Raw genomic sequence first — 15,943 nt, forward strand, 5'->3', positions numbered from 1 at the left:
TCCACGGCGTCGGCGCTGTACGGTCCGGTGAAGAACTCCTCGCGCGGGGCAACCGTCTCGAACACGTGGTCGCCGTCGGGCGTCCTGACGCCGCGGAGCTTTTCGATTATCTCCGCGCGAATCGACTCGTACTGATCGGGCGAGACGACGCCGTTCGGGTCGCGGCCTTCGACGTTGAGTCGAACGCCGCACTCGATTCGGTCGCGCATGTAGGCGACGGAGTTGGGGAAATCGACCTGTTCGGTCGCCGCCCGGATGAAGTCCTCGGGAACGCGCTCCGCGACGAACGCGTCCAACCCGGCGCGTTCGAGGACGGCACCGATTCGCTGGCTCGTGATGCCGACTTTCGCGGCGAGGGCGAGTCCTCGTTCGGCGACACCCTGTTCGCGCGCGGAACTCTCCTCGCCCTGCTGAAGTTGGTTGCCCGCGATGGTGGACCACGACGGCATGCCTTCGCCGCCGCGGGCCGTTTCGACGTACCCCTCCTCGCGCAGGAAGTCGTTGACCCGGAATTCGTAGCCGGTGTACTCGCCGATACCGTGGTCGCTGGCGACGACGACCGTTTCGGGGTCACAGGCGTCGAGAATCTTCCCGACCTGCTCGTCCACCGCCTCGTAGACGGCGCGGACGATTTCGTCGTCGCCGGGGTGTTCGTGAAACAGCGTGTCGGTGCTCTGGAACTGAACGAAGCCGAAGTCGGGGTCGAACCGGTCCGTGAGGTATCGAAATGCATCACCGCGCATGCGCGTGAGGCGGCGATACCATTCGACCGACTCATCGTCGGGAAGGTTTCGCGGGGGATACACGCGATAGCCGCCGATTTCGTCCCGAACGTCGTCGAGGAGTCCCTCCGGGTGACACGTCGGGTTCTCGGGTGCCGTGTATCCCGGCAGTATCGCGCCGTCGATTTCGCGCGGCGGGTGCGTGACGGGTGCATTGACGACGACGCTCGACAGTCCGTGTTGGTCCAACAGTTCCCAAAGCGTGTACTCGCGGACGCGACTGGCGTTTATGACGTCCCAGTCGTAGCCGTCGAAGTGGAGAAAGCCGAACACGCCGTGTTTGCCGGGATTGACTCCGGTGTACAGCGACGGCCACGCGCTCGGCGTCCACGGCGGAAGTTGTGATTCCAGTGGTCCGGATGACCCCTCGTCGAAGATCGATGCGAGGTGCGGCAGCGCGTCCTCTTCGAACAGGGGTTCGAGGACGGACCGGCACCCCGCGTCGATGCCGATGAGAAGGGTCTGCATCTGACAGTCCATGCTATTTCGAGAAACCGCACCTGCGTCCTTTGTTATGCGTGGGTTTCCGGCGGTATAGTCGGGTCGTACTCCCCGAATTAAGCATCAGAGGACACCCAACAGTGAGTATGCGACTCAATACCACGTTTCTCCGATTCGACGATGATTACTCCGATTTCGGTATATAGTCGGACTGCACCGCCCCTAAAAATCTCCCCCGTCAGCGGCCCACTCGTCTCACCACGCGAATCGGCCGCTACATTTAAATTCGCAAGCAGGCATTGAGCTGGAATCGGAACGTACTTAAATCAGTAAGATAGCATTGAACCTGCAATGGCACGCGACCAAACGACACACGAGCGAACCGAAACCAGTGAGAAATTCGAGCGTAATCGGCGGTCCTTCCTGAAAGCTGCTGGCGCGACGGTAACGTCCGCTGTCGGTCTCAGCGTGGCGGGTGGCCGCGTCAGTGCGAGCGAGTATGAAACGATTACCGTCCCCGCTGGCCAGACGAAATCCATTACGGTCGGAGATGGGCAGACGTTCGAGAACAAGCTCATCGACCAAAGCGCTCCGGGCGCGGCGGCGACGATCCGCGCCTCCGGGAGCGGCTGGACGATTCGCAACGTCGGATTTAAAGGCGGTTGTGGCGCGACGAACTTCGGCTTCTTCACCATCATCCCGAGCGTCTCGTCGGGCGGCAAGGGAACCATCGAGAACGTGTACATGGGCGACGGTGCGGAGACGAACAGCGCCAACGAGGCCCAGCCCGGCGGACTGTGGGTTGACGCGAACACGCCCCACGAGGGCGAATTGACGCTTCGTAACGTCAACATCCAGAAGTATGCGAACAACGGTCTGTACGGGAGCGGTCCCGGTGCGGCGCACGGGGCTGGGTCAGGCGGTCCCGTCAAAGTCGAAGGCTGCTACTGTGCGAATAACGACATCGCCAACGTCCGCCTCGGTACGCCGGGGTCGTACGTGAAGAACACCGTCATCGAGGACAACGGCGCACCGGTCCACCACCCGAACGGACCGAACAAGCGCGGAATCTGGGGCTGGTACGTCCCGATCACCGTGAAGAACTGCGACGTGAAGGTCACCGAATACGACGCGGTGAACGGCGGATTCCACGGCGGCGAGGTCGAAGTGAAGAACTCGCGGGTCAAAGGCCCGACGAGCGGAAACGTTGCGACGAAGAACGTCGGCGGCAAGCCGAAGACGAAGGTTCCGAAGAAGGTCCCGCGAACTGCGAAGCAAGCTGCGAACGGCAACTGAGCAAACGATTCTAACGACGATTTGACGAATTTTGGCTGATTTGCTGGCCGTAGCCGCGTTTCTCGCCCGGTAACGTGCCGTTTCCGGGAAGAAACGACACCATTATCCTCACGGATTCCCGACACCAACGGCTTTTAAACACACGCTTCTGCATTGAGACTGAATCGGAATCTATTTAAATTGGTAATGTGGCATTGAATCCATGGCACGCGACGAAGCGGTATGCGATACACCAGACGATAGTCTGTTAAACCGACGTTCGTATCTGAAATTCGCCGGAGCGACAGCTGCGGCGTTCGCGGCGGCGGGCGCGGCGAACGCGAAGCAGTATCGAACCATTACCGTCCCCGCGGGTGATACGAAAGTCATCACTGTCGGCGACGGCGAGACGTTCGAGAACGTCCTCATCGACATGACAGCGGACGGCGCATCCGCAATGGTTCAGACCCGCGGTTCGGGCTGGAAGATTCGCAACGTCGGGTTCAAAGGCACGCACCCCGGCGGACACTACCTCATGGTTCCCGGCGTCTCCGACGCGAACGGCACCGGACTGGTCGAGAACGTCTACATGGGTGACGGGCAGGTCGCCCGGACGAAAAGCGGGGGTATCTGGGTCAACGCGAACCTCCCCCACCGCGGCACGATCACCTTCCGCAACATCCACGTGGCGAAGATGATAGACAACGGCCTGTACGGGAGCGGTCCCGGTGCGCGCGGCTACGGCGGTAACCTCCACGTCGAGTCCTCGTACTTCAAGGCCAACACCATCGCCAACGTCCGCCTCAACGCGAAGGCGCGACCCTGCAACGTGACGAATACCGTCGTCGATACGCGCGGGAACCAAGCCTGCGGCGTCGGCTGTTCCGCCCCCGGTTCGAAGAACACGCGAGGGGTCTGGTCGTGGTACGGCGAAACCCACCTCCGGAACTGCGATATCGTCGGCTCCATCTCGACCGCCCACGGCGGGTCGGTCACTAAGACGAACACGCGAACCGGCGGTAACGCGGACCCGACCCCGCCCAAGGGCGTCCCGATGACCGCGAAACAGGCCGCGAGCGGTGCGGGCGGTAGCTCCGGCAACCGTAAGCAGATGACCATGAAAAAGCAGGCCAAAGCACAGGGCCTTCCGAACGTCATCAGCATCTCCAGTTCGAACTCCGGTGCGCCCGCCTCCTACGAGTTCGAGGTCGCCGGAAAGGTCAAGAAGTCGACCGACCGCGGTGCGTCGAAGGACGGCGACGACAGTCTCAAGCACGGTATCGCAAAGGGGTCCGTCGCCGGCGGCACCGACAGCTACCGGTTCTCCGGCACGCTCGCCAGCTTCAGCCTCGACGGCAACGCGACCGTCTTCTTCAACGGCGAGCGAGTCACACCGGGTAAACTCGGCCTGCCGAAAACCATCGTCATCGACGGAAGCGTGAACAAGGGTTCCAACAGCTACTCGTTCGACGTCGGCGGAGACGTCACGAAATCCCGCGCCCTCGGGTCGGTAAACAAGCACGACACCGTTCACGGCACCCGCGTGAAGGGCAAAGTGTTCGGTGGCAAGGACGGCTACCGCTTCTCGGGCGATCTCAAGCGACTTCGCATCGATGGCAACGCGCGCATCTCCGTGGGGTCGGGAGGGAACTGATGAACCAACAGCGTTGGGAGCGAGTCCCCGCGGACCCCGACCTCGAAGGAGACCTCGGCTACGAAATGGACGAATGGGACGTCATCCGCGCGCGTCGGGACGGACGCGGCCGTCTCATGTTCCTTCCGAAGGACACGGAGATGCTCCGCGACGACGCGTTCATCCTCGCTGACCCGGACGCCGTTTGCAACGTCGAACACCGACAGTAGACGGCCTTTTATTGGCCTTCCGCTCGCCGCAGTTCCGGCGGTAGTCCCTGCACGGTTCGGCGCCGGTAGTAGAGGTACTGCCCGATGGCCGAAACCCCGTACGCGATGAGAATTATCATGGCAGTGGCGATGCCCGAAACCAGCGTGAACGGGTAGATGTTGAACCACACGCCGAGAACGAGCAGGATGCTTCCGAGCGAGAGCGCGAGGTAGTACCGGTCCCACGGAATCGCGGGCCGGGAAACGTCGCCGAGGTACGTATCGAGTTCGCGGGCGCGCCGTGAGAGCGAAATCGTCCCCGCATCGCGGTCGTACTCGACGATACCCGCGTCGTCCAACTTCGGAAGGTGAGTCTGATAGAGCGAGATGTAGACGCGCTTTCGCTGTTCGCTCGTCAGCCCCGACAGCGTGGTGTCGTTTTCCCACACGGCCACTTGGTCGGTCAGGTCGGAGAGGTCGACGACACCTCCTTCCCGCCGCAAGTAGTAGAGCGCGTAGCGCCGTCGTGGACTCTTGAGAACCTCGAACACTTGGTCCTGTGAGAGTCCGGAACTAGCCATTGTGTGAAGACAGCAGTCGCTCGCTCATCGAAACCAATACACCCCCATTCGAGTACGCGACCACCCTGTGGTCACGGATGCCACCACCGCATACACCGGCAATCACCGCTTCCCCACTTTGTTACCACGGTGCTGTTCGGGGTAGCCTCCCCATACATTCCGTCTATTCGTTCATACCGCGCGTTCCCGGAGGCGTAACGCGGATTTCGGTGCGGTAACCGCCCGTGAACGGGCTAGTCCCGAACTACCCGCCGCCAAGGAGCGTATAACAAAGAGGACAGGTAGGGCATGAAGGATAACGCCTGTCCGTCGCGTACGCGGCGGAATCGGGCGATTCACGACTCAACCTATGAACTCACTACCATCCACTGACACGCCCTGTGAATCGTGTCTCCGCTGGGGTGGTCGTCCATGACCGAATCGCGGAGCCACGACCGGACCGTCCACCCGGACGCGACGGTCGGATACGCTTATTCGGACGATTCGACGTCGCCGGTCATCGGCGACGGTGCGACCATCCGGTCGGGAACGGTCATCTACGACGACGTAACTATCGGTGACGACTTCACGACCGGTCACGGCGCGCTCGTCCGGGAAGAGACGACCATCGGCGATGACGTTATCGTCGGCACTAACACGGTTATCGACGGCCAAACGACCATCGGCTCGCACGTAAGTATGCAGACGAACGTGTACGTTCCGACGAACACTACCATCGGAAACCGCGTGTTCGTCGGCCCGGCGGCCACGTTCACGAACGACCCGTATCCGATTCGACAGTCGGCCGACCTCGAAGGCCCGACGCTCGAAGACGACGTTTCCGTCGGGGCGAACGCGACCCTCCTTCCCGGCGTCACGGTCGGTGCCGGGTCGTTCGTCGCCGCCGGTGCCGTCGTGACGGACGACGTACCGCCGGAGACGCTCGCGGTCGGCGCGCCAGCCGAAATCCGCCCGCTTCCCGAATCGCTCGCCGGGGGGAACGATCTGTGATTCCCATCGCCGACCCGGAGATGGGAAGCGAGGAGATAGAAGCGACCGTCGCGTGCATCGAGGAGGGCCAACTCGCCGACGGGCCGGAAGTCCGGCAGTTCGAGGACGAGTTCGCGGCCTTCTGTGGCACCGAGTTCGGCGTCGCCACGAGCAACGGGACGACCGCCCTCCACGCCGCTTTCGCGGCGCTCGGTATCGGACCGGGCGACCGGGTGGTCACGTCCCCCTTCTCGTTCGTCGCCAGCGCCAACGCCATTCGGCTGGCCGGTGCGGAGCCGGTTTTCGCCGACATCGACCCGGAGACGTACACGCTCGACCCGTACGCGACGGAGCAGGCGGTCCGGGAATACGAGGCCGACGCGATTCTCGCGGTGCACCTCTACGGGTTGCCAGCCGAGATGGACCACCTCCGGGACATCGCGGAAACCCACGACCTCGCGCTCGTCGAGGACGCCGCGCAAGCGCACGGCGCGGAGTACGACGGTCGCACCGTCGGGTCGTTCGGCGACGCGGCGTGTTTCTCCTTCTACCCGACGAAGAACATGACCACGGGAGAAGGGGAATGGTGACGACCGACCGTCGGGACGTCGCGGAGCGCGCGGCGAGTTTCGTCAACCACGGCCGCACGGCGAACGGCGGCTACGACCACGTTCGCCTCGGTCACAACTTCCGGATGACGAGCATGGCCGCGGCCATCGGTCGCGTGCAGCTGTCGCGCCTGCCGAAGTACAACGAGGCGCGACGCGCCAACGCGGCGTATCTCACCGACCGTCTCCGCGACGCGGCCGTCAAACCGCCCATCGAACCGGACGCCTGCCGTCACGTGTACCACCAGTACACGATTCGCGCGGACGACCGGGACGGTCTCCAAGAACACCTCGAATCGGAGGGCGTCGGGACGGGCGTCTACTACCCGACGCCGATTCACGAACAGCCAGCATACCAGCACGTCGACCACGATGCCCCGATTTCGGAGCAGATGGCGGGGAACGTTCTCTCGCTCCCCGTTCACCCCGGACTGTCGGGGACGACGTGCGAACCATCGCATCCGCTATCAAAAGTTATGAGTGAACCAACGAACGCAGTCGTCATCGGCGTCGGAAGCATGGGCCGCCACCACGCTCGCGTCTACAGCGAACTCCCCGAGGTGAACCTCGTCGGGATTCACGACGTGGACGAGGCCAACGCGGCGGAAGTCGCCCGAAACCACGGGACGCAAGCGGTCGACATGCAGACGGCCATCCGCGCCGCGGACGTCGCCTCCATCGCCGTCCCGACCCCATATCACTACGAAACGGCGAAGCAGTGCATCGACGGGGGGTCGACGTCCTCGTCGAGAAGCCGTTCGTCGCCGACCCGGACGAGGGAGTCGAGTTGATTTCGCGGGCGGAGAACGCGGGCGTGACGATACAGGTCGGGCACATCGAGCGGTTCAACCCGGCGATTCGAACGCTCTCCGAAATCGTCTCTGAACTCGACATCATCGCCATCGACGCCCAGCGACTCGGCCCGCCGCCGGAAGGACGAGCGGTGGACGTGAGCGCCGTAATGGACCTGATGATACACGACATCGACGTGCTCCTGTCGCTCGTGGACGACGACATCTCCTCGGTCGCCGCGGTCGGGACGCGGGACAACCGCTATGCGAGCGCGAGCATCGAGTTCGACGGTGGCGTCGTCGCCGGACTCACGGCCAGTCGGGTGACACAGGAGAAGGTCAGAAAGCTCTCCATCACGGCGGCGGAGTGCCGGGTGAACGTCGATTACACGAACCAGTCGGTCGAGATTCACCGCCACTCCATGCCGGAGTACATCGAGGACAACGGCGACCTCCGCTACCGCCACGAGAGTATCATCGAGCGGCCGACCGTCGAGAACGGCGAACCGCTGAAGAACGAACTCCGGTCGTTCGTGCGGAGCGCGAAGAACGATTCGACGCCGGTCGTCACGGGCGAAGACGGTCTCCGCGTCCTCGAAGTCGCGCGGGAGATCGACGGGTTGGCGTCCGGCCCCAAAGAACGGGAGGTGCATCTCGGGTGAGCCTCCGGGAGCAGACGACACTCTACGCGAGCGACGCGACGACCGAAGAACAGCGCGAGGCGTTTCTGTCCGGCGACATTCCGGTCGCCGTGTACGGCCTCGGAAAGATGGGCCTGCCGCTCGCGGCGGTGTACGCGGAAACATGTGGGAACGTCGTCGGTGCGGACATCGACCCGGACGTGGTGTCGGCCGTCAATCGCGGCGACTGTCACGTCCAGCGCGAACCCGGATTGGACGAACTCGTCTCGGAAACGGTCGCGGCGGGGGCGCTCAGCGCGGTCGAATCGCCGACCGAAGCGGCGCGGGACGCGACGATTCACGTCGCCATCGTCCCGACGCCGATAACCGACGACGACGAACCCGACCTCGCCATCCTCCAGTCCGTGATGGAGAGCATCGCCGCGGGACTCACGCCCGGCGACCTCGTGGTCGTCGAGTGCACGGTGCCACCGGGGACGACCCGGGACCTCCTGCTTCCGATGCTGGAGGCGGAGAGCGACCTGTCGCGCGAGGAGTTCGGCGTCGCGGTCTGTCCCGAACGAACGTCCAGCGGGCGCGCGCTGCAGGACATACGGGGTGCCTACCCGAAGGTGGTCGGCGGCGTGGACGAGGAGAGCACGCGCGTCGCGGAACTCGTCTACGGCGAACTCACCGCCAACGAGGTTATCGCCGTGCCGAACGAGACCACCGCGGAGGCCGTGAAGGTGTTCGAGGGCGTCTACCGCGACGTCAACATCGCGCTGGCGAACGAACTCGCCAAGATAGCCGACGCGGCGGACATCAGCGTCAACGAAGCCATCGAGACGGCGAACACCCAACCGTTCTGTGACATCCACAAACCGGGTCCGGGCGTCGGCGGTCACTGCATTCCGTACTATCCGTACTTCCTCATCCGGCAGTTCGACGAGGAGTTCCCGCTGCTGACCACCGCCCGCGAGGTGAACGATTCGATGCCCGCGTTCACGGTGGAGAAGGTCGCGGAGTTGCTATCCGAGGAAGAGAAGTCCGTGTCGGACTCACGGGTGCTCGTCCTCGGACTGACCTACCGCCCCGGCGTCGAGGAGACGCGAGCGGCCCCGGCCCGACCCATCTGTGCCGACCTGACCGAGCGCGGTGCGGACGTGTTCGCGGCCGATCCGGTGCTCCCGAACGCGGACGGCTTCGACGCGACGAAACTGCCGCTCGAAGCGCTCGCCGACTACGACTTCGACGCGGCGGTGCTGGTGACGGACCACGACGAGTTCGCGGGCATCGACTGGGCCGGGTTCGACCCGATGGTCGTCGTGGACGGCCGTAACTCCCTCGACCTCTCGTGGACCGACCACCGCGTCTACACCATCGGAGGTGACTGAATTGTACGAGGGAAACACCGTCGCCGTCGTCGTTCCGGCGTACAACGAAGAGGGACTCGTCGGACGGGTCATCGACACCGTTCCCGCGTTCGTCGATAGAGTGTACGCCGTCGACGACTGCTCGACGGACGGAACATGGGAGGAGATACGGTCCCACGCCGAGCGGTCCGAAGCGGTCGCCGACGGCGGGTCGGCGGGCGACGGCCGGACATCGTTCGACCAGCGCGTCGTGCCGATCCGCCACACGGAAAACCGCGGCGTCGGCGCGGCCATCAAGACGGGCTACTGTCGCGCTCACGAGGAGAACATCGACGTGACGGCGGTGATGGCCGGTGACGGCCAGATGCGCCCGGAGATGTTGGAGCGGATTATCCAACCCGTCGTCGATGGCCGGGCCGATTACACGAAGGGGAACCGCCTCTCGACGCCGGGGTTCCGCGAGGGGATGTCGGCGTGGCGGAGCTTCGGCAACTGGCTGTTGACCTTCCTCACGAAGGTCGCCAGCGGCTACTGGGGGATGGTCGACCCGCAGAACGGCTACACCGCGATTTCGGGGCGGGCGCTTTCCGAACTCGACATCGAGGACGTGTACGACGATTACGGCTTCGCCAACGCCCTGTTGGTTCGCTTGAACGTCCACGAGATGCGGGTCGCCGACGTGACGATGCCCGCCGTCTACGGCGACGAGCAGAGCACGATTCGCTACTCGACGTTCATCCCGAAGCTCTCCGCGTTGTTGTTGTGGAGCTTCCTCTGGCGACTGAAGGCGAAGTACCTCGTCCGGGATTTCCACCCGCTCGCGTTCCTGTACGGCCTCGGGGCGCTCGGAACCGCCACCGGGTTGCTCTCGATGGTTCGGCGGAAACGGAAGTCGAGCGACGGACTCGCCGCGACGCTCCTCGGCGGCCTCTGTATCGTACTGGCGATGGCGTTCGACAGGGAGGAGAACGCGGACTTGGAGGTGCACGAAGAATGAAGGTGCTGACAGTCGTCGGTGCGCGCCCGCAGTTCGTCAAGGCCGCCGCCGTCTCCCGCGTCCTCCGCGAGGACCACGAAGAGGTGTTGGTCCACACCGGCCAGCACTACGACGAGGACATGTCGGACGTGTTCTTCGAGGAGTTGTCCATCCCGTTCCCGGACACCAACCTCGGCGTGGGGTCCGACACGCACGGGCGACAGACCGGCGCGATGCTCGCCGGGCTGGAAGCGGAGATAGAAGACGAAGACCCCGACGCCGTGCTCGTCTACGGCGACACCAACTCCACGCTCGCGGCGGCCATCGCCACCTCGAAGATGGACCCGCCGCTGGCCCACGTCGAGGCCGGAATGCGGAGCGGGAGCGACATCCCCGAGGAGACGAACCGCGTCCTCACCGACCACGCCGCCGACCTGCTGTTCGTCCCCTCGCCGGACGCCGAAAACAACCTCGACGGCGAGGGAATCACCGACGGCGTTCATTTCTCCGGCGACGTGGGCTACGACGCCCTGCTCTGGGCGCGCGACCGGGCGGACACGGACGTCCTCTCCGAGCTCGGCGTGGCAAACCGGGAGTTCGTCCTCTCCACCGTCCACCGGGACACGAACGCGGACGACCCCGATAAACTGGAAGCCATCGTGGACGCGCTGGTTTCGGACCCACGTCCGGTCGTCCTGCCCGCCCACCCCCGGACGGTCGCCCGACTGGAGGAGTTCGGCCTGTACGGACGGGCGGAACGCGGACTGACGCTCACCGAACCGGTCGGCTACCGGCAGTTCGTCGCCCTGCTCGACGCCGCGACGGTCGTCGCCACCGATTCGGGCGGCGTCCAGAAGGAGGCGTTCTTCCTCGACACCCCGTGTGTCACGCTCCGCGAGCAGACCGAGTGGGTCGAGACGGTCGAGAGCGGGTGGAACACGTTGGTCGGCGCGGACGAGGGCGCGATTCGAACCGCGCTCTCCGACGCGACGACGCCAACCGAGAAGCCCACACCCTACGGCGATGGGAACGCGGCCGAACGAATCGTGGAGGTGCTTTCCGATGTTACCCGGCTATGAATTCGAACTGTGTTTGACCCACGACGTAGATAGACCGTACAAGCGACTGCAGGCCCCGTACTACGCGCTGAAGGACCGCGACCCGAGCCATCTCTCGGCGCTCGCCCCCGGCGTGAATCCGTGGTGGCAGTTCGAGGAGATAATGGAACTGGAGGAGTCGCTCGGCGTGCGCTCGGCGTTCTACTTCCTCCAAGAGGAGTCCATCTTCCAGAAGTCGCCGGACGACTGGCTCACCCCGCGCTACTGGATAGAACACCTCGGTCGGTACGACCTGTTCGATACGGCCATCCTCGACGTGCTCCACGACCTCGACGACGGCGGGTGGGAGGTCGGACTTCACGGCTCGTACGACTCCTACGACGACCCGGAAGCCCTCCGGGACCAGAAGACGGCGCTGGAGGCCGCGCTCGGCCACCGGGTTCGCGGCGGTCGGCAACACCACCTGAACCGCGCCGACTCGACGTGGGAGCACCACCGCGACATCGGGTTGGAGTACGACGCGACCCTCGGGTCGAGTTCCGAGTACGGGTTCGACCACGGCTACGGAGTGAAACGCCCCTTCGACGACGATTTCGTCGTCTTCCCGCTCACGATGATGGACATCGCGGTGCCGGACCCCGGTGACGATTTCGAGGCGGCGTGGGAAGCGTGCGAGGACCTGCTGGACGAAGCGGCCGAGAACGACGCCGTGATGACGGTGCTGTGGCACCCGCGCATGTTCGCCGACGAGTTCCCCGGTCACCGACGCCTCTATCGTCGCCTCATCGAGTCCGCGATAGAGCGCGGTGCGTGGGTCGGTCCGCCGGGCGAACTCGCCGACCGCATCGGCACCGCTTCCAAGAGTCGAACCGGGACGGCGAGCGTCCACGGTCGATGAGTCGCGCGATTATGAAGTCGATAGGTCTCTCCCGTTCGTCGTAGCGACGGCCTACCTGCCGTTCCGTGGTGCCTTCTCGTCGGCAGGTGGGGGATAACAAAGTGAAAACCGCCGTTATCGACTGGCGAGACGACGAATGAGAGTCGAACGTTTAGATATTACAGAATGGGACGATGCACTCCCCAGCGACGGGTTCGAGGTGTTTCACCGACCGGCCGCGCTGACCGCAATCGAGCGCCACGCGCCGGGGGAACTCCACCTGTACGGGGGATTCAAGGGACAGCAGGCTATCGCCCTGCTCCCGGTCGTCGTTCGGAACGGGCCGCTTGGAACCGCCGCGATGTCGCCGCCGCCGGGCATGGCGATTCCGCGGCTGGGACCGATACTGATGCCCACGAGTCCGAAGCGACGGAAACAGGAGAAAGTCAACCGCGAGTTCACCGAGACGGTGCTCGACCGGATTCGAACCGACTACACTGGACGGCTAGCGCGAGTCGGTTTCGATTCACCCATGGCACAGCGCGTGGGCGAACAGATGGAGTCCGGGCTGACCCTGTTTCGCATGATCTGTGGCACCGACTACGGCGACCCCCGACCCTACTCGTGGGGCGACCTGAGCGTCGAACCCTATTTCACGTACGAATTGGACTTGGAATCGACCACGGCCGACGCCGTGAAGAAATCGTTCAGCAAGAGCCTCCGGCGAGAAATCCGCGACGCCGAGGACCTCGACGTGACCGTCACCCGCGAGGGTACCGACGGCGCGCGCGACGTGTTCGAACACACCGTCGAGCGGTACGACGAACAGGACGAAACCCTCGGCCTGTCGTGGAACTACGTCCGCGACCTCTGGGAAGGGCTGGGTGACGCCGCCCAGACCTACGTCGCCCGCGACGACGACGGGAACTATCTGACCGGCATCACCGCCCTCTACTCCAACGACGCCGCGTACTTCTGGCAGGGCGGTGCCCGCTCGGTGTACGAGGGCACCAGCGTGAACAGCCTCGTCCACTGGCGCATCATTCAGGACATCGTGGACGACCCGCCCGTCGAGTCGGTAACGACGTACGACCTGATGGGCGCGAACACGGAACGGCTGTGTCGGTACAAGGCGAAGTTCGGTGCCGACCTCGTTCCCTACTACCTCGTCGAATCGAGCGGCACGACCATGGACGCCGCCAAACGGGCATACCAGTTCGTCCGAGGATGAGATACCTGTTCTTCACCAACACGCCCGCGCACGTTCACCTCTATCGGCACGCGATAGAGGACTTGCAAGAGCAAGGTCACGACGTGCTCGTCCTCGGGCGTGATTACGGCTGTACCCGCGCCCTGCTGGAGTACCACGACCTCCCGCACGAAATCTACGGCAAGTGCGAGACGACGAAGTACTCGCTGTTCCGCGAACTGCCACAGCACTACGTCCAGATATTCCGGCGGACCCGTCGATACGACCCCGACCTCATCTTCGGCGTCGGGTCCTACGCCGCCCACGCCGGTGCGATGTCGCGGACGCCGGTCGTCGTCGTCGCCGACTCGGAACCGACGACGTTCGACCATATCGCCGCCCGGCCGTTCGTGGACACGTTCCTCACGCCGCACACCTTCGGCAAGGACCTCGGTGCGAACCACTACGAGTTCCGCGGGTTCAAGGAACTCGCCTATCTCCACCCGGACGTGTACGAACCCGACCCGACGATTCGGGACCGCCTCGGGGTCGGCCCGGACGAAGAGTACGCCATCGTGCGGTTCAACGCCTTCGGGTCCCACCACGACGTCGGCCACACCGGGTTCTCGCCCGAAAAACGGCGGGAGCTCGTTTCGGCCCTCTCGGAGCACGTCACGGTGTTCGTCTCCGACGAAGGGGGTAACCCGGCCCCCGGCGAATCGCACGAGTTCGACCTCCACCCCGCACTGCTCCACGACGCGCTGGCGGAGGCGTCCCTGCTGGTCGCCGACACCCAGACGATGGTGACGGAGGCGGCCCTGCTCGGCACGCCCGCGATTCGGTCGAACTCCTTCGTCGGCGAGTCGGACATGGGAAACTTCGTCGAGCTCGAACGCGAAGGACTCATCCACAACCTCCGTGATTTCGACGACGTTCTCTCACAGGCGCTCATCATTCTCGCGGACGATTCGGCGAAAGAGCGCCTCCGGAAACGCCGGGACGAGTACCTCTCGGACAAGGTGAACCTCACCGACGTCATCGTGGATGTCGCAACGACCGCCGTGGTTCCGAAGGAACGCATCGAACGGACGGTCGCGGTGACCCACCGGTAACGAAACCGACTCTTTTCGGTACGCCACTCCTGCAACCGGGAAAGCGGTGGATAACAAAGGCCGACACGGCCATCGACTTCGGCAACGTGTCGAGAGGAACTTCACAGCCGAGGACTAGCACCCAGCAGGAGTCACTGCAGGTGCTGAACCTCGTGACGAATACAGACGCCCGCTTTTACAACGAACAACTGCGGGTTCTCGCGGAGCGCGGCGTCCACGGAGAGACACTCGCGCCGCCGGGAACCCACCGTGCCCGCGAATCGGTCACGCGCCGGACGCCGACGGATTACCTGCGATTCCTCCCGACGGTCCTCCGGAACTCCCTCGGAGACTACGACCTGATACACGCGAACTACGGGTTGACCGCGCCGATGGCGCTGGCACAACTTCGACTGCCCGTCGTGCTCTCGCTGTGGGGGTCGGACCTGCTCGGCGAGTACGGTTGGTTGAGCAAACGCTGTGCACGTCACTGCGATGCGGTCATCGTCATGTCGGACGCGATGGCGGCGGAACTCGATGCCCCGTGTCACGTCATCCCCCACGGAATCAACCTCTCGCGGTTCTCACCCCAACCGAAGGACGAGGCGCGCGATGCAGTCGGGTGGAGTCGGGACGCCAAACACGTCCTCTTTCCCTACCCGCCGACGCGCGAGGTAAAGGACTTCCCGCGGGCGGAGCGCGTGGTTACGGCCGCCGCGAAGCAGGTGGACGGCCTCGTCGAACTCCAGAGCGTGTACGGGGTGCCCCACGACGAGATGTCCACCTATTACAACGCGGCGGACGTGCTCTTGCTCCCCTCCAAGAGCGAGGGGTCGCCGAACTCCGTCAAGGAGGCGATGGCCTGCAACGTGCCGGTCGTGACGACCGACGTCGGCGACGTGGCCGAACGCATCGCGGACGTCTCGCCGTCGCATGTCTGCCAGTCTGACGACGAACTCGTCGCCGGGCTGGTGGACGTGCTCTCCTCGCAGCGCCGCTCGAACGGCCGCGAGAACGTCCGCGACATCAGCCTCGAACGCATGGGAGAACGAATTCACGCGGTTTACGAATCCGTCGTCTGATGCGAATCATCATCACCATCCAGCATCCGGCCCACGTCCACTTCTATCGGGGAATCATCTCCGCGCTGCAGCAACGCGGCCATGAGGTGTTCGTCTTCGCCCGCGACAAGGACATCGCGCTGTCGCTCCTCGAACAGTACGACATCGACCACACCGTCCTCGCGGGAACCGCCGATTCGATAACCGAACTCGCGCGGGTGCAAGCGACCTACGAGGCCCGGCTATTCCGGGAGGCGCTCCGCATCCGACCCGACGTGATGACGGCCATCGGCGGCGTTGCCGCCTCGCACGTCGCGCCGCTGGTCGGGGCGCGAAGCGTCGTCTGGATAGACAACGAAGGCGTCCAGTCCCATCGCATCATGACGCCGCTCGCCCACATCGTCTGTAC

At 64.3% G+C, this 15,943-nt stretch carries 14 protein-coding genes and 2 pseudogenes; 14 read left to right on the forward strand and 2 right to left on the reverse strand.

What is annotated here, in order from left to right; all coding sequences use genetic code 11:
• Nucleotides 1-1,262, reverse strand: a 1,262-nt coding sequence (locus BG842_RS04395; protein WP_069449836.1) for an alkaline phosphatase family protein, incomplete at its 3' end; no start/stop codon positions are given.
• A 312-nt stretch (nt 1,263-1,574) separates the two neighbouring features.
• On the opposite strand from BG842_RS04395, the gene BG842_RS04400 reads away from it, so the two are divergent.
• The 3 genes from BG842_RS04400 (at nt 1,575) to BG842_RS04410 (ending at nt 4,361) form a co-directional block, all read left to right on the forward strand.
• Nucleotides 1,575-2,519 (forward strand): hypothetical protein, encoded by a 945-nt coding sequence (locus BG842_RS04400; protein ID WP_069449837.1) that lies wholly within the window; start codon nt 1,575-1,577, stop codon nt 2,517-2,519.
• Between the two features lie 202 nt (nt 2,520-2,721).
• Entirely contained in the window at nt 2,722-4,152 is a 1,431-nt protein-coding gene (locus tag BG842_RS04405; RefSeq protein WP_069449838.1) for a hypothetical protein, read from the forward strand.
• Nucleotides 4,152-4,361: a hypothetical protein gene (locus BG842_RS04410; RefSeq protein ID WP_007977535.1), complete on the forward strand. Its 210-nt coding sequence runs from the start codon at nt 4,152-4,154 to the stop codon at nt 4,359-4,361. The genes BG842_RS04405 and BG842_RS04410 overlap by 1 nt, the downstream gene beginning before the upstream one ends.
• Nucleotides 4,362-4,369: 8 nt before the next feature.
• Here BG842_RS04410 and BG842_RS04415 read toward each other — a convergent pair whose 3' ends face one another.
• A complete protein-coding gene (locus BG842_RS04415; protein ID WP_007977534.1) occupies nt 4,370-4,921 on the reverse strand; it encodes a hypothetical protein in 552 nt (183 codons plus the stop codon).
• 411 nt (nt 4,922-5,332) lie between these two features.
• Between BG842_RS04415 and BG842_RS04420 the strand changes: the two genes are divergently transcribed.
• The 11 genes and pseudogenes from BG842_RS04420 to BG842_RS04470 all read left to right on the forward strand — a co-directional run.
• The gene (locus BG842_RS04420) at nt 5,333-5,911 is read left to right on the forward strand and encodes an acyltransferase (protein ID WP_069449839.1); all 579 of its coding nucleotides are present in this window, start codon (nt 5,333-5,335) and stop codon (nt 5,909-5,911) included.
• Nucleotides 5,908-6,976 (forward strand): annotated as a pseudogene (locus BG842_RS04425) (DegT/DnrJ/EryC1/StrS family aminotransferase); the annotation flags it as partial. The gene BG842_RS04420 and the pseudogene BG842_RS04425, both read left to right, overlap by 4 nt.
• Nucleotides 6,975-7,951, forward strand: a pseudogene (locus BG842_RS04430) (Gfo/Idh/MocA family oxidoreductase). The pseudogenes BG842_RS04425 and BG842_RS04430, both read left to right, overlap by 2 nt.
• Entirely contained in the window at nt 7,948-9,303 is a 1,356-nt protein-coding gene (locus tag BG842_RS04435; protein WP_069449840.1) for a nucleotide sugar dehydrogenase, read from the forward strand. Before BG842_RS04430 ends, BG842_RS04435 begins: the two are co-directional and overlap by 4 nt.
• On the forward strand, nt 9,296-10,279 hold the full coding sequence (locus BG842_RS04440) for a glycosyltransferase family 2 protein (RefSeq protein ID WP_083252428.1): 984 nt from the start codon (nt 9,296-9,298) through the stop codon (nt 10,277-10,279). The genes BG842_RS04435 and BG842_RS04440 overlap by 8 nt, the downstream gene beginning before the upstream one ends.
• Nucleotides 10,276-11,337, forward strand: coding sequence for a non-hydrolyzing UDP-N-acetylglucosamine 2-epimerase (wecB, locus tag BG842_RS04445; protein ID WP_069449842.1), 1,062 nt, complete (start codon nt 10,276-10,278; stop codon nt 11,335-11,337). Before BG842_RS04440 ends, wecB begins: the two co-directional genes overlap by 4 nt.
• A complete protein-coding gene (locus BG842_RS04450) occupies nt 11,321-12,214 on the forward strand; it encodes a polysaccharide deacetylase family protein (RefSeq protein ID WP_007977518.1) in 894 nt (297 codons plus the stop codon). Before wecB ends, BG842_RS04450 begins: the two co-directional genes overlap by 17 nt.
• Before the next feature lie 136 nt (nt 12,215-12,350).
• Nucleotides 12,351-13,424, forward strand: a complete 1,074-nt coding sequence (locus tag BG842_RS04455; RefSeq protein ID WP_007977516.1) for a GNAT family N-acetyltransferase — start codon at nt 12,351-12,353, stop codon at nt 13,422-13,424.
• Entirely contained in the window at nt 13,421-14,494 is a 1,074-nt protein-coding gene (locus BG842_RS04460; protein WP_069449843.1) for a DUF354 domain-containing protein, read from the forward strand. The genes BG842_RS04455 and BG842_RS04460 overlap by 4 nt, the downstream gene beginning before the upstream one ends.
• A 152-nt stretch (nt 14,495-14,646) precedes the next feature.
• Nucleotides 14,647-15,555, forward strand: coding sequence for a glycosyltransferase (locus tag BG842_RS04465; protein WP_254662894.1), 909 nt, complete (start codon nt 14,647-14,649; stop codon nt 15,553-15,555).
• The coding region (locus BG842_RS04470; RefSeq protein ID WP_139136013.1) for a DUF354 domain-containing protein at nt 15,555-15,943 on the forward strand (389 nt) is incomplete at its 3' end. The genes BG842_RS04465 and BG842_RS04470, both read left to right, overlap by 1 nt.

This window comes from Haladaptatus sp. W1, assembly GCF_001723155.1.
GTDB lineage: Archaea > Halobacteriota > Halobacteria > Halobacteriales > Haladaptataceae > Haladaptatus > Haladaptatus paucihalophilus.